Raw genomic sequence first — 21440 nt, 5'->3', positions numbered from 1 at the left:
GCGACAAATTACGCCGCGCCTTTACCCTCAGCGTCCGGTAGCTTCGGCGTTAACACCGCCGCGCGGGTATCGATGCGGGTCACCAACAGTTGATCGATGCGGTAGTTATCGATGTCCACCACTTCGAATTTGTAGCCGGAAAACTTCACCGCATCGGTGCGTTTCGGGATTTTACGCAGCATAAACATCATAAAGCCGCCGATGGTTTCGTAGTTACCGGACTGCGGGAATTCATCGATATCCAGCACGCGCATCACGTCATCAATCGGTGTACCGCCGTCAATCAGCCACGAGTTTTCATCACGCGCGACGATCATCTCTTCCACCTGGCCGACCAGATCGCCCATCAGTGTCGTCATCACATCGTTAAGGGTAATAACGCCCACCACCAGCGCGTATTCGTTCATGATCACCGCAAAGTCTTCGCCCGCAGTTTTGAAACTTTCCAGCGCTTCAGAGAGCGTTAACGTATCCGGGACAATCAGCGTATTGCGGATCTGCACGCCGCTATTCAGCGCCATGCTCTGGTTTGCCAGCACGCGGTTCAGCAGATCTTTGGAATCGACATAGCCAACAATGTGGTCAATGTCATCGTTACAGACCAGAAACTTCGAGTGCGGATGCTCCGACACTTTCTTTTTCAGGCTCTGTTCATCTTCGTGCAGATCAAACCAAATAACGTTTTCGCGCGAGGTCATCGACGACGGCACGGTGCGCGATTCCAGTTCAAACACGTTCTCAATCAGTTCGTGTTCCTGCTTACGCAGTACCCCGGCTAACGCACCGGCTTCCACTACCGCATAAATATCGTCAGAGGTGATGTCATCTTTACGCGCCATCGGCAGTTTGAAGATGCGGAAAATGACATTGGCCAGGCCGTTGAAAAACCAGACCAGCGGGCGGAAAACAAATAAGCAGAAGCGCATCGGGTTGATGATACGCAAAGCCACGGCTTCAGGCGCAATCATACCGATGCGTTTCGGTGTCAGGTCGGCAAAAAGAATGAATAACCCGGTCACCAGCGAGAAAGAGATAATAAAGCTAAGTTGTTCAGCAAGCTCCGGTGAAACGACATTGATCAGCAGGCCGTGAAAAACGGGGGAGAATGCCGCGTCGCCGACGATACCGCCCAGAATGGCGACGGCGTTAAGGCCGATTTGCACCACCGTAAAGAACATACCAGGCGTTTCCTGCATTTTTAAAATGCGTTGCGCGTTGATATTGCCTTCATCGGCAAGCAGTTTGAGCTTAATTTTTCGCGATGCGGCGAGTGAGATCTCGGACAACGAGAAAAACGCACTTACCGCGATCAGACAGAGTATGACTAAGATACTGTTTAACATAATTTATCCAGCTATTAACCGGATCCTCGGAAGGGGTTTTTGAATATCCATGTGGTAAACACTTATGAAAGCCGGCCCGAAGCGGTGGACCGGCAATTTCGAGGGGTAGTATAGCGTAAGCCTGTTGCAGGCTGCCAGAGGCTTAATTTACGCCGTTTTTCGGCGATGAAACCCGTGGCTTTTTAAGGGTTAAGCTGCGGTGGCAAACAAACACCAATACCGCCGATACCGCAGTAGCCGTGCGGATTTTTATACAGATATTGTTGGTGCTCATCTTCCGCGTAATAGAACGGCGTCGCCGCTTTGATTTCGGTCGTCACCTGGCGCGCATCGCCTGCACTGCGCATTGCTTGCTGAAAACGCGCAAGGCTGGCTTGTGCGGCGTCGCTTTGCTCCGGCGTCAGCGGGTAAATGCCGGAACGATACTGGGTGCCGGAATCATTGCCCTGGCGCATGCCCTGCGCCGGATCGTGGTTTTCCCAGAACACCTGCAGCAGTTTTTCATAACTCACCACGTTCGGGTCGTATACCACGCGCACCGCTTCCGCGTGGCCGGTCAGACCGGAGCATACTTCGCGGTAGGTCGGATTTGGCGTATAGCCGCCGGTATAGCCTGCGGCGGTGCTGTAAACGCCATCTAATTGCCAGAACAGGCGTTCTACGCCCCAGAAGCAGCCCATCGCGAACAGGGCGATCTCCATCCCTTCCGGAACATGACTCATTGAATGCCCGTTAACAGCATGTAAACTGGCAACGGGCATTGGTGTATTGCGTCCGGGCAATGCATCTGATTGGGAAACAAGCTCTTTTTTATCGAACAGACTCACGGTGATACCTCCCGGAGGGGCTAATTGCGGTTAGGGTTGTGTTGCGGCCTGTGTTTTAACACAATAAACGCCATAAATCAGACTAGATTTAAACATAAGAAATTTTGGGGTAGTCGTCCGTTTTTCAACCTGTGTTAACGGGTTTTTATCGGCTTGTGAATTGCCGCAGGGCAAAAACAGGCTCAGCGCGGAGCTGCGCTTACGTTTCCTTCCAGGGGTGGGAACAAGGATATTCAGGAGAGAACGTGCCAAAGATCCGTCTGTTATGTTTTGCCGCTTTACTGCTGGCGAGCGAAACGGCTTTCGCCGCCAATGTGCGATTACAACTGGAGGGGCTAACCGGGCAGTTGCAAAAAAACGTGCGCGCCCAGTTGTCCACCATTGAAAGTGATGAAGTGACCCCGGACCGCCGTTTTCAGGCGCGCGTGGATGACGCCATCCGCGAAGGGTTAAAAGCCTTAGGCTACTACGAACCCACCATCGATTTCGAACTGCGCCCGCCACCAGCGAAAGGGCGCCAGGTGCTGATTGCGCGCGTGCAGGCCGGTGAACCGGTGCGCATTGGCGGCAATAGCGTGATCCTGCGCGGCGGCGCGCGTACGGACCGTGATTATCTCGACTTACTCAAAAAACGCCCCGCTATCGGTACGGTGCTGCACCATAACGATTACGACAATTTCAAAAAATCGCTCACCAGCGTGGCGCTGCGTAAAGGCTACTTTGACAGCCAGTTCCTTAAAAGCCAGCTTGGCATTGCTCTTGAGCGCCGCCAGGCGTTCTGGGATATCGATTACGACAGCGGCCAGCGCTACCGCTTTGGTACGGTGACGTTTGAAGGCTCGCAAATCCGCGACGAATACCTGCAAAACCTGGTGCCCTTCCACGAAGGCGATTATTACCAGACGCAGGATCTGGCAGAGCTAAACCGCCGTTTGTCCGCCACCGGCTGGTTTAATTCGGTGGTTGTCGCGCCAGAGTTTGATAAAGCGCGTAAAACCAAAGTGTTGCCGCTTAAAGGCGTGGTGTCACCGCGCACGGAAAACACCATTGAAACCGGGGTGGGTTACTCGACCGACGTCGGGCCGCGCGTTAAAGCAACATGGAAAAAGCCGTGGATGAACTCCTACGGCCACAGCCTGACCACCAGCACCAGCATCTCCGCGCCGGAACAGCAGCTTGATTTCAGCTATAAAATGCCGCTGCTGAAAAACCCGCTGGAGCAATATTACCTGGTACAGGGCGGCTTTAAACGTACCGATCTGAACGATACCGAAGCGGATTCCACCACGCTCGCCCTGTCGCGCTATTGGGATCTCTCCAGCGGCTGGCAGCGCGCCATTAACCTGCGCTGGAGCCTCGACCACTTTACCCAGGCGAATGTCACCAACACCACGATGCTGCTTTATCCCGGCGTGATGATCAGCCGTACCCGTTCGCGCGGCGGCCTGATGCCAACCTGGGGCGATTCGCAGCGCTACTCGGTGGATTATTCGAATACCGCCTGGGGATCGGATGTCGACTTCTTAGTATTGCAGGCGCAAAACGTCTGGATCCGCACCCTTTACGATCGTCACCGTTTTGTGATGCGCGGCAATCTGGGTTGGATCGAAACCGGCGATTTCGATCGCGTGCCGCCGGATCTGCGCTTCTTCGCCGGGGGCGATCGCAGTATTCGTGGTTACAAATACAAATCTATCGCGCCTAAAAATGACAGCGGCAAGCTGATTGGTGCCTCGAAACTGGCGACCGGATCACTGGAATACCAGTACAACGTCACTGGTAAGTGGTGGGGGGCGGCGTTTGTCGACAGCGGCGAAGCGGTGAGCGACATCCGTCGCAGCAATGTGAAAACCGGCGCGGGTGTTGGCGTGCGCTGGGAGTCGCCGGTCGGGCCGATCAAGCTCGATTTCGCGGTGCCGGTCGGCGATAAAGAGGAGCACGGATTACAGTTTTACATCGGGTTGGGGCCGGAATTATGAGTTTATGGAAGAAAATCAGCCTCGGCGTCCTGGTGTTTATCCTGCTGGTGCTGGGTACCGTGGTCTTTCTGGTGGGCACCACCAGCGGGCTGCATCTGCTATTTAACGCGGCCAACCGCTGGGTGCCGGGGCTGGAGATTAGCCAGGTCACCGGCGGCTGGCGCGATCTGACGCTAAAAAATATCCGTTTTACCCAGCCGGGCGTGGCAGTTAACGCGGGCGAAGTGCATCTGGCGGTGAAGCTCGGCTGCCTGCGCGACAGCAGCCTGTGCGTGAACGATCTGTCGTTAAAAGATATCAATGTCGCTATCGACAGCAAAAAAATGCCGCCCGCCGCACCGGTAAAAGAGGAAGAGAGCGGGCCGCTGAACCTCTCCACGCCATACCCGATAACGCTTAGCCGGGTGGCGCTTAACAATGTAAATATCAAGATCGACGACACCATCGTTTCGGTGATGGATTTCAGCACTGGTCTGAACTGGCAGGAGAAAAACCTGACGCTGAAACCCACTTCGCTGCAAGGGCTGCTGATTGCGCTGCCGAAAGTGGCCGCAGTGGCGCAAAAAGAGGTCGTTGAACCGAAAATTCAGAACCCGCAGCCGCAGGAAAAACCGCTCGGCGAAACCATGAAAGCGCTGTTTGAAAAGCCGCTGCTGCCGGAAATCACCGATGTTCACCTGCCGCTCAACCTCAATATTGAAGCGTTTCGTGGCGAACAACTGCGTCTTACCGGCGATACCGACATTCTGGTGCGCAGCCTGTTGCTGAAAGTGAGCAGTATCGACGGGCAGATGAAACTCGACGCGCTGGATGTGGATTCTAACCAGGGGCAGGTGCGCGCCACCGGTAGCGCCCAGTTGCGCGATAGCTGGCCGGTGGATATTACGCTCAATTCCACGCTGAATATCGATCCGCTGAAAGGCGAGAAAGTGAAACTGAAAGTCGGCGGCGAAATGCGTAAGCAACTCGACGTCGGCGTCAATCTATCCGGGCCGGTCGACATGGATTTGCGTGCGCAAACCCAGCTGGCCGAAGCCGGTTTGCCGCTGAATCTGGAGATAACCAGTAAGCAGCTTTACTGGCCGTTTATCGGGGAAAAACAGTATCAGGCCGATGACCTGAACCTGAAGTTCACCGGTAAAATGACCGACTATGTTTTGTCGTTTCGCACGGCGGTGAAAGGGCAGGATGTACCGCCTGCGACCATTACGCTTGATGGCAAAGGTAACGAGCAGCAACTGAACCTCGATAAACTGGTTATCGCCGTGCTGGAGGGCAAAACCGAGCTGAAAGCGCTGCTCGACTGGCAGCAGGCGATTAGCTGGCGCGGTGAATTAACGCTCAAAGATATCGATACCGCAAAAGCCTTCCCGGAGTGGCCGTCAAAACTGAATGGCCTTATCAAAACGCGCGGCAGCCTCTACGGCGGCACCTGGCAGGTTGATGTGCCGGAGCTGAAATTGAACGGCAACGTGAAGCAGAACAAGGTCAACGTTGACGGGCAGCTTAAAGGCAACAGCTATTTGCAGTGGACGATCCCCGGCTTGCACCTTGAACTGGGAAAAAACAGCGCCGATATCAAAGGCGAGCTGGGGGTTAAAGATCTCAACCTCGATGCCACGATTGATGCGCCGGGGCTGAATAACGCGCTGCCAGGGCTGGGCGGCACGGCGAAAGGGTTGGTGAAAATTCGCGGTACGGTGGATGCGCCGCAGGCGCTGGCGGATATTACTGCCAATAACCTGCGCTGGCAGGATCTTTCCGTGGCTCGCGTGCGGGTGGAAGGCGATGTGAAATCCAGCGATCAGATCGGTGGCAAACTGAATGTGCGCGTGGAACGTATTTCTCAGCCTGGCGTTAACGTAAGCCTGGCGACGCTGGCGGCGGACGGCAATGAGCAGCAGCATAAACTGCAGTTGCGCGTGCAGGGCGAGCCAGTTTCCGGCCAGCTTAATCTGGTGGGCAGCTTTGATCGCCAGCAGCAGCGCTGGAAAGGGACACTGAGCGATACACGTTTTGCCACGCCGGTTGGTCCGTGGTCGATTAACCGTCCGGTAACGCTGGATTACCGCAATCAGGAACAGAAAATCGCCATCGGCCCGCACTGCTGGCTGAACCCGAACGCTGAACTCTGCATTCCGCAAACCATTGATGCAGGCGCAGAAGGGCGCGCGGTCGTGAATCTTAACCGCTTCGACCTGGCAATGCTGAAACCCTTTATGCCGGAAACCACGCAAGCAAGCGGCGTGTTCAGCGGTAAAGCGGATGTCAGTTGGGACACCACCAAAGAGGGGTTACCTCAGGGGGAAGTGACGCTCGCCGGGCGCGGTGTGAAAGTGACGCAGGTGGTGAACGATGCACCGCTGCCGCTCGCGTTTGATACCCTCAATCTCAACGCAAAACTGCGCGATAACCGGGCCGATCTCGGCTGGCTGATCCGCCTGACCAACAACGGTCAGTTCGATGGCCAGGTGCAGGTAACCGATCCGCAAGGGCGGCGTAATCTGGGCGGCAACGTCAATATCCGTAACTTCTCGCTGGCGATGGCGAACGCCATTTTCAGCCGGGGCGAGAAAGCGGCGGGCACGTTGAATGCCAGTTTACGTCTTGGCGGCAACGTGCAAAGCCCGCAGCTATTCGGGCAACTGGGGCTGAACGGGCTGGATATTGACGGCAACTTTATGCCGTTTGACATGCAACCCAGCCAGCTGGCGATGAATTTCAACGGCATGAGTTCGACCTTGCAGGGCGTGGTGCGTACCGGGCAGGGGCAGATCAACCTGAGCGGCGATGCCGACTGGAGCCAAATCGATAACTGGCGCGCGCGCGTGGCGGCGAAAGGCAGCAAAGTGCGCATTACCGTGCCGCCGATGGTGCGCCTGGATGTCTCGCCGGATGTGGTATTTGAAGCGACGCCAAGCCTGTTTACGCTGGATGGCAACGTGGATGTGCCGTGGGCGCGCATTGTGGTGCATGACTTACCGGAAAGCGCGGTGGGCGTCTCCAGCGATGAAGTGATGCTGAACAACGACTTGCAGCCTGAGCAGCCAAAAAGCGCCTCGATTCCGATCAACAGCAACCTGACGGTGCATGTCGGCAACAATGTGCGTCTCAATGCTTTCGGCCTGAAAGCGCGACTGACGGGCGATCTGAAAGTGGCGCAGGATAAGCAGGGGCTGGGGCTGAACGGGCAGATCAACATTCCGGAAGGGCGTTTCCACGCGTACGGCCAGGATCTGCTGGTGCGCAAAGGTGAACTGCTGTTCTCCGGGCCGCCGGATCAACCGATGCTGAATATCGAAGCGATTCGTAACCCGGAATCGACAGAGAACGATGTGATTGCCGGGGTTCGCGTCACCGGCACCGCCGATGAGCCGAAAGCGGAAATCTTCTCCGATCCGGCGATGTCGCAGCAAGAAGCGCTCTCTTACCTGCTTCGCGGTCAGGGGCTGGAGAGCGAGCAGAGCGACAGTGCGGCGATGACATCGATGCTGATTGGCTTAGGGGTTGCACAAAGTGGTCAGGTTGTGGGTAAAATCGGCGAGACTTTTGGCGTCAGCAATCTGGCGCTGGACACCCAGGGCGTCGGCGACTCCTCGCAGGTGGTGGTCAGCGGCTATGTGCTACCAGGTCTACAAGTAAAATATGGTGTAGGAATTTTTGACTCACTGGCGACTCTCACGTTACGTTATCGCCTGATGCCTAAGCTGTATCTTGAAGCGGTGTCTGGCGTAGATCAGGCACTAGATTTGCTCTATCAGTTTGAGTTTTAGCAATGCGAATATTTGTCTACGGCAGTTTACGACGCAAGCAGGGCAACAGCCACTGGATGACCAATGCTCAGTGGCTGGGGGACTTTTGTGTCGAAAATCATCAGCTGTACAGTCTGGGGCACTATCCGGGCGCAGTACCCGGTGAAGGAAGCGTCAAGGGCGAAGTCTATCGCATCGACGCAGCAACGCTCGGTGAGCTGGACGCGCTGCGCACCGCGGGCGGCGAGTACAAACGCCAGTTGATCCAGACGCCTTATGGCAGCGCCTGGATGTATGTTTACCAGCGTTCGGTTGAGGGAAAAACCTTGATCGAGAGCGGTAACTGGCTCGATCGCGAGCAGTACCAGAAGTAATCACGCTTAGAGAACCGCGCCGCTGGCGCGGTTTTTCTTTTCCAGAGTGAGGACGAGAAGCATGTTACGTAAGACAGCCTGGGTATTTGCCGCAGCGCTGCTGCTGGCGGGGCTCTTTAGTTTTGGCTACCTCACTTATTACCCTTTTCTCCACTTTTTCTGGGGACATGCCGAGCTGGTAACGACCTCTGTTTCCGCCACCCTGCTGGCGACGCTGATTAATGGCCTGCTATTCGCTTTTTCTGGCTTGCTGATACTGGTTTTGCTGTTGCGACAAAATGCCCGGCAGCGCTTTTCAGCGCAGAGGATTGTGGCAAGAAGCCTGGGGATCGCGCTGGGTAACGTGGCGCTGTTTAGCCTGTTTGTCGCCGGACATAAATTTCTGCTGGCGCCGCAAATACCGCAAGGCGTTGGCGTAAATGTTACTCACGACTATTTCCACCCGGAGCGGGTACTGAGCACGGTTATTGTGCTGGCGTTCTCTGTCTGGCGGTATAAAGCCCGGCCAGAGTAAGCGTGCCAGCGTGCGCTGCGCATATCCGATCTCTGCCATTTCGTTGCCTGGAGCTGAAACCGAAAGCCCACAAAGCCAGGGCGAAAAAAAGCCCCGGTAGCATCACGCGCACCAGGGCTTTTTTCAGATAGCGCGGATTACTTCTTCGCAGCGCGCTCGAAAGAGGCAACGATTTCAGCTTTCGCCGCTTCAGCGTTGTCCCAGCCGTCCACTTTCACCCATTTGCCTTTTTCGAGATCTTTGTAGTGCTCGAAGAAGTGCGTGATCTGTGCTTTCAGCAGTTCCGGCAGGTCGTTCACATCTTTAATGTGATCGTACTCTTTGCTCAGTTTGGTGTGCGGTACGGCAACCAGTTTGGCATCTTCGCCAGACTCGTCGGTCATTTTCAGCACGCCAACCGGACGGCAGCGGATCACAGAACCAGGCTGCAGCGGGTACGGCGTCGGCACCAGCACGTCAACCGGGTCACCATCCAGAGAGAGGGTGTGGTTGATGTAGCCGTAGTTGCACGGATAGAACATCGCGGTGGACATGAAACGGTCAACGAACAGCGCGCCGCTCTCTTTGTCGACTTCGTATTTGATCGGGTCAGCGTTAGCCGGAATTTCGATAACAACGTAGATATCTTCTGGCAGATCTTTACCCGCCGGGACGTTCAGTAAGCTCATGTTTGTTTCCTTTAAAATGTGTGGCAAACAAGTGCCGGGTATTATAGCCAACTGGCGGTGAATGTCTTGGGCTGTTTTAACCACCTCACACTTTTTCAGACGCTTTCTGACACCCATTTTTGACCGTTTTATCCATAACCATAGCAGCATCATCAATAATTTTGTGTAAGCGATTACAGCGAAATTTCATTCTCATCCGTACGCAGTAAATTTCTGCAATTTCAATGGATAAATGAGGTGAATTAAAACCGCGCTTTTCGCGCGCCAGATCGCAACTGGTCAACAACAATTCATTCACTTTTCCGATTTGTGATGTAACGCATTCTGTTACATCTCCGATTGTCTATAGTTTTCCCGCAGGTGAAGTTGTAGCCAACAATAACCCTACGAGGATGCTCTTATGTGGAAGCGCTTACTTCTTGTCACAGCAGTTTCGGCAGCCATGTCGTCTATGGCGATGGCCGCCCCGTTAACCGTGGGATTTTCGCAGGTTGGATCTGAATCCGGCTGGCGAGCCGCTGAAACCAACGTCGCGAAAAGCGAAGCCAGCAAGCGCGGCATTACGCTGAAGATTGCTGACGCCCAGCAGAAACAGGAAAACCAAATCAAAGCGGTACGTTCGTTCATCGCCCAGGGCGTTGATGCCATCTTTATCGCGCCGGTGGTAGCGACAGGCTGGGAACCGGTGTTGAAAGAAGCGAAAGACGCCAAAATCCCGGTGTTCTTGCTCGACCGCTCCATCGATGTCAAAGACAAATCGCTCTATATGACCACCGTTACCGCCGACAACATTCTGGAAGGTAAGCTGATTGGTGACTGGCTGGTGAAAACCGTTGATGGCAAACCGTGTAACGTCGTGGAGCTGCAAGGCACCGTGGGTGCGAGCGTGGCAATCGATCGTAAGAAAGGGTTTGCTGAAGCCATTTCCAAAGCGTCCAACATCAAGATTATCCGTTCTCAGTCTGGCGACTTTACCCGCAGTAAAGGTAAAGAGGTGATGGAGAGCTTCATCAAGGCGGAAAACAACGGCAAAAACATCTGCATGGTTTACGCCCACAACGATGATATGGCGATCGGCGCGATTCAGGCCATCAAAGAAGCGGGTCTGAAACCGGGCAAAGACATTCTGACCGGCTCCATCGACGGCGTGCCGGATATCTACAAAGCGATGATCGACGGCGAAGCCAATGCCAGCGTCGAACTGACGCCAAACATGGCTGGCCCGGCGTTCGACGCGCTGGAAAAATTCAAAAAAGATGGCACGCTGCCGCCGAAGTTGACCATTACCAAATCGACGCTCTATCTGCCGGATACGGCGAAAGAGGAGTTAGAGAAAAAGAAAAACATGGGTTACTGAGTCGCAAAAACCTTCTCCCCGATGGGGAGAGGGTAAATGTGTGAGGGGTCAACAATGAACGCGGAAGCACACCAGGAAATCCTGCGTACTGAAGGCTTAAGTAAATTTTTTCCCGGCGTAAAAGCGCTCGATAACGTGGATTTCAGCCTGCGCCGCGGCGAAATCATGGCCCTGCTCGGGGAGAACGGCGCCGGAAAATCGACGCTGATTAAAGCGTTAACCGGCGTTTACCACGCCGATAAAGGCGCTATCTGGCTGGAAGGCCAGCAAATCAATCCGAAAAATACCGCCCACGCCCAGCAGCTCGGCATCGGGACGGTATACCAGGAAGTCAACCTGCTGCCGAATATGTCGGTGGCGGATAACTTATTTATTGGCCGCGAACCCCGGCGTTTTGGTTTCTTGCGCCGTAAAGAGATGGAAAAACGCGCGACGGCGTTAATGGAGTCCTACGGTTTTTCGCTTGATGTTCGCGAGCCGCTCAACCGCTATTCGGTAGCGATGCAGCAGATTGTGGCAATTTGCCGCGCTATCGATCTCTCCGCCAAAGTGCTGATTCTTGATGAACCCACCGCCAGCCTCGATACCCAGGAAGTGGAGATGCTGTTTACCCTGATGCGTCAGTTGCGCGATCAGGGCGTCAGCCTGATCTTCGTCACCCACTTTCTCGATCAAGTGTATGAAGTGAGCGACCGTATCACGGTGCTGCGCAACGGCGGCTTTGTCGGTTGCAAACCGACCTGCGAGTTGCCGCAAATCGAGCTGGTCAAAATGATGCTTGGCCGTGAGCTGGAAAGTAACGCGCTGCAACGCGCCGGACGTACATTGCTGAGCGAAAAACCGGTCGCGGCGTTCAATGGTTACGGCAAAAAAGGGGTTATCGCGCCGTTCGATCTGGAAGTTCGTCCCGGCGAAATCGTTGGGCTGGCGGGGCTGTTAGGCTCCGGTCGCACGGAAACCGCCGAAGTAATTTTTGGTATCAAACCCGCCGACAGCGGCAGCGCCACCATCAAAGGCAAAACACAATCTTTACGCTCGCCGCATCAGGCCTCGTGTCTGGGCATCGGTTTTTGCCCGGAAGACCGGAAAACCGACGGCATTATCGCCGCCGCGTCGGTGCGGGAAAACATCGTGCTGGCGTTGCAGGCACAGCGCGGCTGGCTGCGGCCTATCCCACGCAAAGAGCAGAACGCGATTGCCGAGCGTTTTATTCGCCAGCTTGGCATTCGCACACCGAGTGCCGAGCAGCCGATTGAGTTTCTTTCCGGCGGCAACCAACAGAAAGTGCTGCTGTCGCGCTGGCTGCTGACGCGCCCGCAATTTTTGATCCTCGACGAGCCGACGCGCGGTATCGATGTGGGGGCGCATGCGGAGATCATTCGCCTGATCGAAACCCTCTGTGCCGATGGGCTCGCGCTGCTGGTTATTTCGTCCGAACTGGAAGAGCTGGTGGGCTATGCGGATCGGGTGATTATCATGCGCGATCGTAAACAGGTGGCGGAGATCCCGCTCGCTGAGTTGTCCGTTCCGGCGATCATGAATGCCATTGCGGCGTAAGGAGTAAAGTGTGATGCCTCAATCACTTGGCCAAACGACGCCGCCAAAGCGCCGTTTTAACTGGCCGACCGGAACGCCGCAGTTGATAGCGCTACTGCTGGTGTTGGTGGTGGATAGCCTGGTTGCACCGCATTTTTATCAGGTGGTGTTACAGGATGGTCGCCTGTTCGGTAGCCCGATAGACATTCTTAACCGCGCCGCGCCGGTGGCGCTGCTGGCCATTGGAATGACGCTGGTGATTGCCACCGGCGGCATTGATCTGTCGGTCGGGGCGGTAATGGCGATTGCCGGCGCGACGGCGGCGTCGTTAACGGTCGCCGGACACAGCCTGACGGTGGTACTGCTGGCGGCGATTGGCACCGGTGTGCTGGCCGGGTTGTGGAACGGCATTCTGGTGGCGATTTTGAAGATCCAGCCGTTTGTTGCCACGCTGATTTTGATGGTCGCCGGGCGCGGGGTCGCGCAGTTGATCACCTCCGGGCAGATTGTCACCTTTAACGCCCCGTCGCTGGCATGGCTGGGCAGCGGTTCGCTGCTGCTGTTTCCCACGCCGGTGATTATCGCGCTGGTTACGCTGGTGCTGTTCTGGCTGTTCACCCGTAAAACCGCCCTCGGCATGTTCATTGAAGCGGTCGGCATCAATATTCGCGCGGCGAAAAACGCAGGGGTGAATACCCGCGTTGTGGTAATGCTGACTTACGTGCTGAGCGGCGTGTGCGCGGCGATAGCCGGGGTGATTGTCGCGGCGGACATTCGCGGTGCGGATGCCAACAACGCCGGGCTATGGCTGGAACTGGACGCGATTCTGGCGGTGGTTATCGGTGGCGGTTCGCTGATGGGTGGGCGCTTCAACCTGGTGCTGTCGGTCGTAGGGGCGCTGATTATTCAGGGCATGAATACCGGCATTTTGCTCTCCGGTTTCCAGCCGGAACTCAACCAGGTGGTGAAAGCGGTGGTGGTGATGTGCGTACTGATTGTTCAGTCGCCGCGCTTTATCGCGCTGATTAAAGGAGCTCGCGGTCATGATAAAACGTAATTTACCGCTAATGATAACGCTGGGCGTGTTTGTGCTCGGCTACCTCTACTGCCTGACGCAGTTTCCCGGTTTCGCCTCGACGCGCGTGATTTGCAACATCCTGACGGATAACGCTTTCCTGGGGATTATCGCCGTTGGTATGACCTTCGTGATCCTCTCTGGCGGTATTGATTTATCCGTTGGTTCGGTGATTGCCTTTACCGGTGTTTTTCTGGCGAAAGCCATTGGCGACTGGGGCATCTCGCCGCTGCTGGCGTTCCCGTTGATTTTGCTGATGGGCACCGCGTTTGGCGCGTTTATGGGGCTTTTGATCGACGCGTTAAAAATCCCGGCGTTTATCATCACCCTGGCGGGGATGTTTTTCCTGCGCGGCGTCAGTTACCTGCTGTCGGAAGAGTCGATTCCGATTAATCACCCGATTTATGATTCACTCTCCAGCATGGCATGGATGATCCCCGGCGGTGGGCGTTTGAGTGCGATGGGGCTGCTGATGCTGTTCGTGGTGGTGATCGGGATTTTCCTTGCGCACCGCACCCGTTTTGGCAACGAAGTCTACGCGATTGGCGGTAATGCCACTTCCGCGAACCTGATGGGCATCTCAACACGCAGTACCACCATTCGTATCTATATGCTCTCCACTGGCCTTGCGACACTGGCGGGGATTGTCTTCTCCATTTATACCCAGGCCGGTTACGCGCTGGCGGGCGTGGGGGTTGAACTGGATGCTATCGCCTCGGTGGTGATTGGCGGTACGCTGCTTAGCGGTGGCGTCGGCACCGTGCTCGGCACGCTGTTTGGCGTGGGTATTCAGGGGCTTATCCAGACCTACATTAACTTTGATGGTACGCTCAGTTCATGGTGGACCAAGATTGCCATCGGCATACTGTTGTTTATTTTTATCGCGTTGCAACGTGGCTTAACGGTGTTGTGGGAGAACCGCCAAAGCTCACCTGTTACGCGCGTTAGCACAACGGCAACAAAGTAATAACATATTGAAATGACTATTTTTCCCTAAAGTAATTCCGGTAGCGGTCGATAACTGACGAATCGGCTTAATTTACGCCAAAAAGTATCGCTGCTACCGGGATTCACATCATGCTTAAAACGCTTTCGATCCGTACTGGTTTACTTTCTTTGTTGGCTGTTATGACGCTTCTGCTGCTGCTGGTCAGCGGTATTGGCATTTATGCACTGAATAAAAGCTCCTCTTCGCTGGAACGCATTAGCCAGCTACAAGGCGAAAAAATGGCGCGCCTGAGCGATGGCTACACGCTGATCCTGCGTGCGCGTAATGAAGCGGGCCAGGCCGTTCGCATGATGGAAGTCGGTTTGCTGGATGATGCCGCCAAATCGGTGAAAATGATCAATGGCGAAATTGATCGCGGCGAAAGCGCGCTGACCGGCGTGATTAAGGCGGGCGTGGATGATGAGCAGGGCTCCGCGCTATTGGCGGCGTTAGCGAAAAGCTACGGCGACTATGTCAATCAGGGCATTAAACCGATGCAGGATGCGCTCAACCAACAGAGCGCCGATGCCTATTACGACCTGCTGGAAAACAAACTGATCCCTATCTCCCGCCAGTTTGATAACGACATGCAGGCCTTCCAGAAGTGGGGCGAAGTACGCGGCAAAGCGGAAGTGAGCGCCGTTCAGAGCAGTAAAAACGGCGTTATGCTGCTGATTCTGGTGGTGGCGTTGCTGGTGGCCGGGATCATTGTGCTGGCCTGGCTGGCGTTGCGCCATTTACTGCTGAAGCCGCTGGATACGTCTATTCAGCAGCTGGAACAGGTGGCGGCAGGGGATTTGACCTACCTGAAAACCGACGTCAGCAGTAAAGAGTTTAACCGGCTGAATGCGGCTATCGAAGAGATGCGCCAGTCGCTGGTGGGTTCAGTCACCCGCGTGCGTGATGCCAGTTCGCAAATTGATACCGGCAGCCGTGAGTTAGCGGCGGGCAACATCGATTTGTCGCAGCGTACTGAATCGACCGCCACATCGCTGGAGCAAACCGCAGCCAGCATGGAGCAGATCACTGCCACGGTGAAACTGAACGCCGACAACGCCGAGCAGGCGCACAAACTGGCGAAGACGGTTTCCGATACTGCCGATCGCGGCAGTGAAATGGTCTGCTATGTTATTGAAAAAATGCGTGATATCTCGGCCAGCTCCGATCGTATCGCCGACATTCTTAGCGTGATTGACGCCATTGCTTTCCAGACCAATATCCTGGCGCTCAACGCCGCCGTTGAAGCCGCGCGTGCGGGTGAACAGGGGCGCGGTTTTGCTGTGGTTGCCGGTGAAGTCCGTAACCTCGCCAGCCGCAGCGCCGAATCGGCGAAAGAGATCCGGGCGCTGATCAGCAGCTCTCAGGCGCAGGTCTCAGAAGGCAGCGAGCTGGCGATGCAGGCCGGGGAAACGATGGACGAAATCGCCGAAGAAGTGTTGCGAATGACCAAATTGATGCGCGAAATCGCCAATGCGTCGCAGGAGCAGAGCCGCGGCATTGAGCAGGTGAATATCGCCGTCAGCCAGATGGATGAAACGGCGCAGCAAAACGCGGCGCTGGTGCAGCAATCTTCTGCCGCAACCCGTTCGCTGGAAGAGCAGTCGCGCGAATTGTTGCAGGCTATGGCTTCATTCCGTTTACAGACGCAGGGATAACGAAAGGCAACACCATGGGAACCTGTATTCAATGCGATAAGGAAGCGCTGAAAGAGAGTGATTTCTGCGCGGAGTGTGAAGCGCGCGAGTTTAAAAAAATTCGCGGCTGGCTGTTTGTACCCGCTATTTCGCTGGTGCTGTCGCTGCTGACGATTGTGGTGTCGATCAACACCACCGTCAAAGCCCTGATGGAGAACGACGGCGCGTTCGTCGGCGGGCAGAAAGGGCTGCTTATTTTCGAACTGGTTTTCTTTGTGGCGATGTTTGCCTACACGCTGTTCGTTTCGAGCCTTTTCTTTCGCAAAAAGCGTCAGCTTCCGCGTTTTTTCATTGGTTTTCTGCTGCTCTGGCTCGCGTTTTACGGGGTGGATTTAGTGCTGGCGCATCAGCTTATGAATCTGCCTTACGTCTACGATAACGTTAAGCCGTTGCTGCGTAACGCGGTAAGCGCGGCGATTTGGATCCCCTATTTCCTGGTGTCCGTGCGCGTCAAACGCACGTTCGTGCGCTAAAAAAAGCGCCACAATCGTGGCGCTTTCTCGTTCTACCCGGCCGATTAGGCGTCCGGGAACTCACGCATATAACGTTCTACGTCATCCACCATGTGTTCGTTGCCGACAAAGAATGGACGGCGCTGATGCAGGCTTTCCGGCTGGATATCCAGAATACGGTTTTTACCGTCGCTGGCTTTGCCGCCCGCTTGTTCTGCGAGGAACGCCATCGGGTTGCATTCGTACAGCAGGCGCAGCTTCCCTTCCGGGTGGCTGGCGGTGCTTGGGTAGAGGTAGATCCCGCCTTTCAGCAGGTTACGGTGGAAATCCGCCACCAGCGAGCCGATATAGCGCGTGGTGTATGGGCGGTTGGTCGATTTATCTTCTTCCTGGCAGAATTTGAGGTATTTCTTCACGCCCTGCGGGAATTTGATGTAGTTGCCTTCGTTGATGGAGTACGTGTTGCCACGCTCCGGGAAGCGCATACGCTCCTGGCACAGGCAGAATACGCCAAGTGACGGATCGTACGTGAAGGCGTGTACGCCGCAGCCGGTGGTGTAAACCAGCATGGTGGACGAACCGTAAACCACATAACCCGCGGCGACTTGCTTGTTGCCCGGTTGCAGGAAGTCTTCCATGGTGACCGGCGTGCCGACTGGCGTGACACGGCGATAGATGGAGAAAATTGTCCCGACGGAGACGTTAACGTCGATGTTGGATGAACCATCCAGAGGATCCATCAGCACCACATATTTCGCGTGTTCGCAGCCTTCGAAAACGACGATCTCATCTTCTTCTTCAGAGGCGATCCCAGCCACGATATCGCGGGCGCGGAGTGCGGCTTTCAGTTTTTCGTTCGCGAACAGATCGAGTTTTTGCTGCACCTCGCCCTGTACGTTTTCAGCACCGCTTGCACCCAGGATATCGACCAGACCGGCCTTGTTGATATCACGATGAATGATCTTGGCGCCCAGTTTTATCGCCGACAGCAAAGCAGTCAGTTCACCCGTTGCATGCGAGAACTCATGCTGCTTTTCGACAATAAATTCACCTAACGTTTTCATAACACTTTCCCTGCATTTTTCATGATGGAGTAAAGCGATTGTAGCCTGTGGTTTTCAGGTTGCTGCTCACAGCAAGTTCCGGATAGTAAACAGCTGGCACCGTAACAGCCAGAGCTTTCGCAAACGAAAACGCGAAGGTCATGCAACAATACTAACAAACATTCAAAAGTCCGCGCACAGGTGAATCGCGCCAGCAACATACGGATTATCCTGAAATGCATTTCTCTGCGGTGAAACATATGAGTAAAATGTGCGCCAGTTTAAGAAAGGATAATGACGTATGCGCATTCATATTTTGGGGATTTGTGGCACTTTCATGGGCGGGCTGGCAATGCTGGCGCGCTCGCTGGGACACCAGGTAACGGGCTCGGACGACAGTGTCTATCCGCCGATGAGCACGCTGCTTGAGAATCAAGGGATTGAACTGATTGAAGGCTACGACGCAAGCCAGCTCGATCCGGCGCCAGATTTGGTCATCATCGGCAATGTGATGAAGCGCGGTAATCCCTGTGTGGAAGCCGTGCTGGAAAAGAACATTCCGTTTATGTCTGGCCCGCAATGGCTGCATGACTTTGTGCTGCGCGACCGCTGGGTTGTCGCCATTGCCGGTACGCACGGTAAAACGACTACCGCTGGCATGGCGACCTGGATTCTGGAAGCCTGCGGTTACAAACCGGGGTTTGTGATTGGCGGCGTACCGGGCAATTTTGATGTTTCGGCGCGCCTGGGCGAGAGCCCGTTCTTCGTGATTGAAGCCGATGAATATGACTGCGCCTTCTTCGACAAACGTTCCAAATTCGTTCATTACTGCCCACGCACGCTGGTACTCAATAACCTTGAGTTTGACCATGCGGATATTTTCGACGACCTGAAAGCGATTCAGAAACAGTTCCACCACCTGGTGCGCATCGTGCCGGGGCAGGGGAAAATTATCTGGCCGGAAAACGACATCAACCTGAAACAGACGATGGCGATGGGCTGCTGGAGCGAGCAGGAGCTGGTGGGCGAGCAGGGTCACTGGCAGGCGAAAAAACTGAACACTGACGCCTCCAGTTGGGAAGTGTGGCTGGATAACGAATGCGTCGGCCAGGTTAACTGGGGCTTAGTGGGCGAACACAACATGCACAATGGCCTGATGGCGATTGCCGCGGCGCGTCATGTTGGCGTCGCCCCGGCAGATGCGGCGAAGGCGCTGGACTCGTTTATCAACGCGCGCCGTCGTCTGGAACTGCGTGGTGAAGCCAACGGCGTGACAGTGTATGACGATTTTGCCCATCACCCGACGGCAATTCTGGCAACCCTCGCGGCGCTGCGCGGGAAAGTGGGCGGCACCGCGAAAATTATCGCCGTGCTTGAGCCTCGCTCGAACACCATGAAAATGGGTATCTGCAAAGACGATCTGGCTCCGTCGCTGGGACGTGCTGACGAAGTGTACTTGCTGCAGCCGCCGCATATTCCGTGGCAGGTGGCAGAAGTGGCTGATGCCTGCGTACAGCCTGCATACTGGAGTGCGGATGTGGATACGCTGGCGGATATGATTGTCAAAAGCGCGCAGCCGGGCGATCACATTCTGGTGATGAGCAACGGCGGTTTTGGTGGTATCCATCAGAAACTGCTCGACGGACTGGCGAAAAAAGCGCAGCTTGCTGCTGAAAACGCCTGATTGTACGTAGCAAAATAAAAAACCGCGCCTGCAAACCGGCGCGGTTTTTTTGTGCCTGCGCGTTACTCTTTCGCCATCGGCGTTGCAATCGACTGCGGAGTTTTGCTGCCCTGAATCGCCTGCACGCGTTTCTCTACTTCAGCCACCTGGCTGCTGTTGTGCAGCAGCGTATAGGTTAAATCGAAGCGGGTGCTCTGGCCCGGTTGCAACTGCTTCACGCGTTTTTGTTCGCGTTCAATCGTCACCGGATAGGCGTAGCTGGTGCCCGGTTCGATACCGGTGACGTAGCCCTGTTTTTCCGTGTCGGTATTTTTCCACAGTGTCAGTACCGGCAACTGTTCGGTGTTGTAGCTAATCGACACGCCTTTATCTCCTGCCTTGTTCAGCAATGCCGCGACGGTCTGTTTACTGGCGTCAGCCAGCGGCTTGATATTGAACACCATTTCGTCGAAGCCTTTGGTTGGCCCGGCGTAGGTTTGCCACTCTTTCAGCCCTTTTTTGGCGTAATCATTGAACGGGCTGACCGTTTCATACGGCGTAATAAAGCGCGCGCCCTGTTCAAGGATCGGTTTGCTGAAGTTGCTGTGGTAGATAATTTGGTAATCATGCGGGTAATCCGCGTGGTTGGTCAGCACGTCATGCAGGCTGAAACTGTTGCTGCCCGGAATGTAGCGCAGCTCCATTTCCGTTTGCAGATCCGCTTTTTTGAAGGTGCTCTCTTTAACTAATCCGCGAATGCGAATTTCATAGGGTGCGGTTTCGCTAACATCGACGGAAACCTGTGACGCGGGCGTGTTACCCACTTTGCCGTGCAGGGTGTAAATCTGCCCGTCCGCCGTGACCGGATGGCCGGTCCATTCATAGCCGCAGCGCACTACCATCTCGTTGAAACCTTCCAGCCAGCCTAAGCCATTGCGGCTTTCCAGATTGATGAATGCCGGGTTAACGACCTCTTTTACCGGTGAACTCCAGCCCATATGCACGCCAAAACCATCGGCATAGAGCAGGTTCATTCCGCGAGTTGGGCTCAGCGCGATAGTCAGGCCATTTTTGCTGCTGATTTTGATGACTTTGCTGCCCTCTTGTTTCCCACCGTGCAGCACCACCTGCTCAATGCTGAACTGCTGATCTTTGATGTTCAGCTGATCGCTGCTGATCCGCCAGTTTCCCTGCTCAACGCCGCCTTCAGCACTTGTCAGCACCCAGGTTTTTGCCGCTACCTGACCAGAAACAAGCAGGGCAAGCACGGAAAGCATTACTGTTTTTTTCATCATTTCGTCCTTTTTGGCTGAATCGATTATTTGCACCACGGCTGAAATCTACGTTTTGCGCGGTGGAGAAAATGTGATCCGTTTCATTTGGTGAAAATGAGCGGTAATGAGAACGTCAATAGCGGGTATTGATCGCATTTATCTATGAAATGAAAGCGATATGCACCGTAAATATGTGAAGTTGGATGTTTTTAGCTTTAACGATTCAGCTAAATTTGATTGTGTTCAGAAGGAAATAAATGAAACAGGAAAAGGGAAGCGGGAAAAGCCCTCTCCCGCAGGAGAGGGATTATGCAGAAAGGTTATTGCTCGCTGGTTTCAGCCAGTTCACGCAAATACTGGAAGATTAAACGCGCGGATTTCGGCGGTTTGTTGCCTTCTTTCTCTTTCTTCGCGTTGCGGATAAGCGAGCGTAACTGCTGGCGGTCAGCGTCTGGCCACAGGTTCAGCACCTCCGGCACTGCATCATCACCCTCTTCAATTAGGCGATCGCGGATCTGCTCCAGCTTGTGGAAAAAGGCCACTTGCTGGTTGTGGCGGTTTTTCAGCTTATCCAGCGCCTGGCGAATCGGATCGACATCGCGCTGACGCAGCATTTTACCGATCAACTGCAACTGACGGCGGCGACCCTCTTTCTTAATGCGCTGCGCCAGCTCAATGGCGTCGCGCAGATCCTGGTCGAGCGGGAGCTTATCCAGCGCGTTTTTGCCAAGATCCACCATTTCGGCGCCGAGCTGCTTTAACTCTTCAGCATCGCGCTTAATTTCACTCTTACTGACCCAGATGATCTCATCATCTTCGTCTTCAATATCATCACCGGGCACGTCGTCGAGCCAGTCGTCGGGCTGCTTTGTCATCTCAGGCTCCTTAAAAAAAGAGGCTA

At 54.9% G+C, this 21440-nt stretch carries 17 protein-coding genes; 11 read left to right on the top strand and 6 right to left on the bottom strand.

Features of this window, described 5'->3' with window-relative positions; genetic code table 11:
• Positions 1-8 precede the first annotated feature (8 nt).
• Both paeA and msrA read right to left on the bottom strand, forming a co-directional pair.
• The gene (gene paeA / locus BN2591_RS16060; RefSeq protein ID WP_017459132.1) at positions 9-1343 is read right to left on the bottom strand and encodes a polyamine export protein PaeA; all 1335 of its coding nucleotides are present in this window, start codon (positions 1341-1343) and stop codon (positions 9-11) included.
• Between the two features lie 182 nt (positions 1344-1525).
• Positions 1526-2170: a peptide-methionine (S)-S-oxide reductase MsrA gene (gene msrA, locus BN2591_RS16055; protein ID WP_086872965.1), complete on the bottom strand. Its 645-nt coding sequence runs from the start codon at positions 2168-2170 to the stop codon at positions 1526-1528.
• 245 nt (positions 2171-2415) lie between these two features.
• Here msrA and tamA point away from each other — a divergent pair, with 245 nt between their 5' ends.
• The 4 genes from tamA to BN2591_RS16035 all read left to right on the top strand — a co-directional run bounded on the left by tamA (position 2416) and on the right by BN2591_RS16035 (position 8789).
• Positions 2416-4149, top strand: coding sequence for an autotransporter assembly complex protein TamA (gene tamA / locus BN2591_RS16050; RefSeq protein ID WP_086872964.1), 1734 nt, complete (start codon positions 2416-2418; stop codon positions 4147-4149).
• Entirely contained in the window at positions 4146-7922 is a 3777-nt protein-coding gene (gene tamB / locus BN2591_RS16045; RefSeq protein ID WP_086872963.1) for an autotransporter assembly complex protein TamB, read from the top strand. The genes tamA and tamB overlap by 4 nt, the downstream gene beginning before the upstream one ends.
• Before the next feature lie 2 nt (positions 7923-7924).
• Positions 7925-8275, top strand: a complete 351-nt coding sequence (locus tag BN2591_RS16040; RefSeq protein ID WP_086872962.1) for a gamma-glutamylcyclotransferase family protein — start codon at positions 7925-7927, stop codon at positions 8273-8275.
• A 61-nt stretch (positions 8276-8336) separates the two neighbouring features.
• Positions 8337-8789 (top strand): hypothetical protein, encoded by a 453-nt coding sequence (locus tag BN2591_RS16035; RefSeq protein ID WP_086872961.1) that lies wholly within the window; start codon positions 8337-8339, stop codon positions 8787-8789.
• 137 nt (positions 8790-8926) lie between these two features.
• Here BN2591_RS16035 and ppa read toward each other — a convergent pair whose 3' ends face one another.
• Positions 8927-9457 carry an inorganic diphosphatase gene (ppa, locus tag BN2591_RS16030; protein ID WP_020456272.1) on the bottom strand — a complete coding sequence of 177 codons (531 nt, stop codon included), beginning with the start codon at positions 9455-9457 and terminating at the stop codon, positions 8927-8929.
• A 400-nt stretch (positions 9458-9857) separates the two neighbouring features.
• Between ppa and ytfQ the strand changes: the two genes are divergently transcribed.
• From ytfQ to BN2591_RS15995, 6 genes are all read left to right on the top strand, one after another.
• A complete protein-coding gene (gene ytfQ, locus BN2591_RS16020) occupies positions 9858-10814 on the top strand; it encodes a galactofuranose ABC transporter substrate-binding protein YtfQ (protein WP_086872959.1) in 957 nt (318 codons plus the stop codon).
• Between the two features lie 54 nt (positions 10815-10868).
• Positions 10869-12371, top strand: coding sequence for a galactofuranose ABC transporter, ATP-binding protein YtfR (gene ytfR / locus BN2591_RS16015; RefSeq protein WP_086872958.1), 1503 nt, complete (start codon positions 10869-10871; stop codon positions 12369-12371).
• Between the two features lie 10 nt (positions 12372-12381).
• Positions 12382-13407, top strand: a complete 1026-nt coding sequence (gene ytfT, locus BN2591_RS16010; protein ID WP_162494956.1) for a galactofuranose ABC transporter, ATP-binding protein YtfT — start codon at positions 12382-12384, stop codon at positions 13405-13407.
• Entirely contained in the window at positions 13394-14392 is a 999-nt protein-coding gene (gene yjfF, locus BN2591_RS16005; protein ID WP_017459122.1) for a galactofuranose ABC transporter, permease protein YjfF, read from the top strand. Before ytfT ends, yjfF begins: the two co-directional genes overlap by 14 nt.
• Positions 14393-14502: 110 nt before the next feature.
• Complete coding sequence (locus tag BN2591_RS16000) at positions 14503-16068, top strand: methyl-accepting chemotaxis protein (protein WP_086872956.1); 1566 nt, start codon at positions 14503-14505, stop codon at positions 16066-16068.
• A gap of 14 nt (positions 16069-16082) precedes the next feature.
• Positions 16083-16580 (top strand): DUF2569 domain-containing protein, encoded by a 498-nt coding sequence (locus BN2591_RS15995; protein ID WP_086872955.1) that lies wholly within the window; start codon positions 16083-16085, stop codon positions 16578-16580.
• Positions 16581-16624: 44 nt separating this feature from the next.
• Here the strand turns inward: BN2591_RS15995 and fbp are convergent, their stop codons facing one another.
• Positions 16625-17623 (bottom strand): class 1 fructose-bisphosphatase, encoded by a 999-nt coding sequence (gene fbp, locus BN2591_RS15990; RefSeq protein WP_086872954.1) that lies wholly within the window; start codon positions 17621-17623, stop codon positions 16625-16627.
• A 280-nt stretch (positions 17624-17903) separates the two neighbouring features.
• Here fbp and mpl point away from each other — a divergent pair, with 280 nt between their 5' ends.
• Positions 17904-19286 (top strand): UDP-N-acetylmuramate:L-alanyl-gamma-D-glutamyl-meso-diaminopimelate ligase, encoded by a 1383-nt coding sequence (gene mpl, locus BN2591_RS15985; protein ID WP_086872953.1) that lies wholly within the window; start codon positions 17904-17906, stop codon positions 19284-19286.
• 62 nt (positions 19287-19348) lie between these two features.
• Here the strand turns inward: mpl and BN2591_RS15980 are convergent, their stop codons facing one another.
• Together BN2591_RS15980 and yjgA are read right to left on the bottom strand one after the other, a co-directional pair.
• Positions 19349-20557: an aldose 1-epimerase family protein gene (locus BN2591_RS15980; RefSeq protein ID WP_086872952.1), complete on the bottom strand. Its 1209-nt coding sequence runs from the start codon at positions 20555-20557 to the stop codon at positions 19349-19351.
• A 302-nt stretch (positions 20558-20859) separates the two neighbouring features.
• On the bottom strand, positions 20860-21414 hold the full coding sequence (gene yjgA, locus BN2591_RS15975; protein WP_017459116.1) for a ribosome biogenesis factor YjgA: 555 nt from the start codon (positions 21412-21414) through the stop codon (positions 20860-20862).
• Positions 21415-21440: the final 26 nt, after the last annotated feature.

The organism is Kosakonia pseudosacchari, assembly GCF_900184035.1.
GTDB classification, from domain to species: domain Bacteria; phylum Pseudomonadota; class Gammaproteobacteria; order Enterobacterales; family Enterobacteriaceae; genus Kosakonia; species Kosakonia pseudosacchari.
Note: the sequence above shows the minus strand (reverse complement) of the source record. Positions and strands in the feature narration are given on the sequence as shown.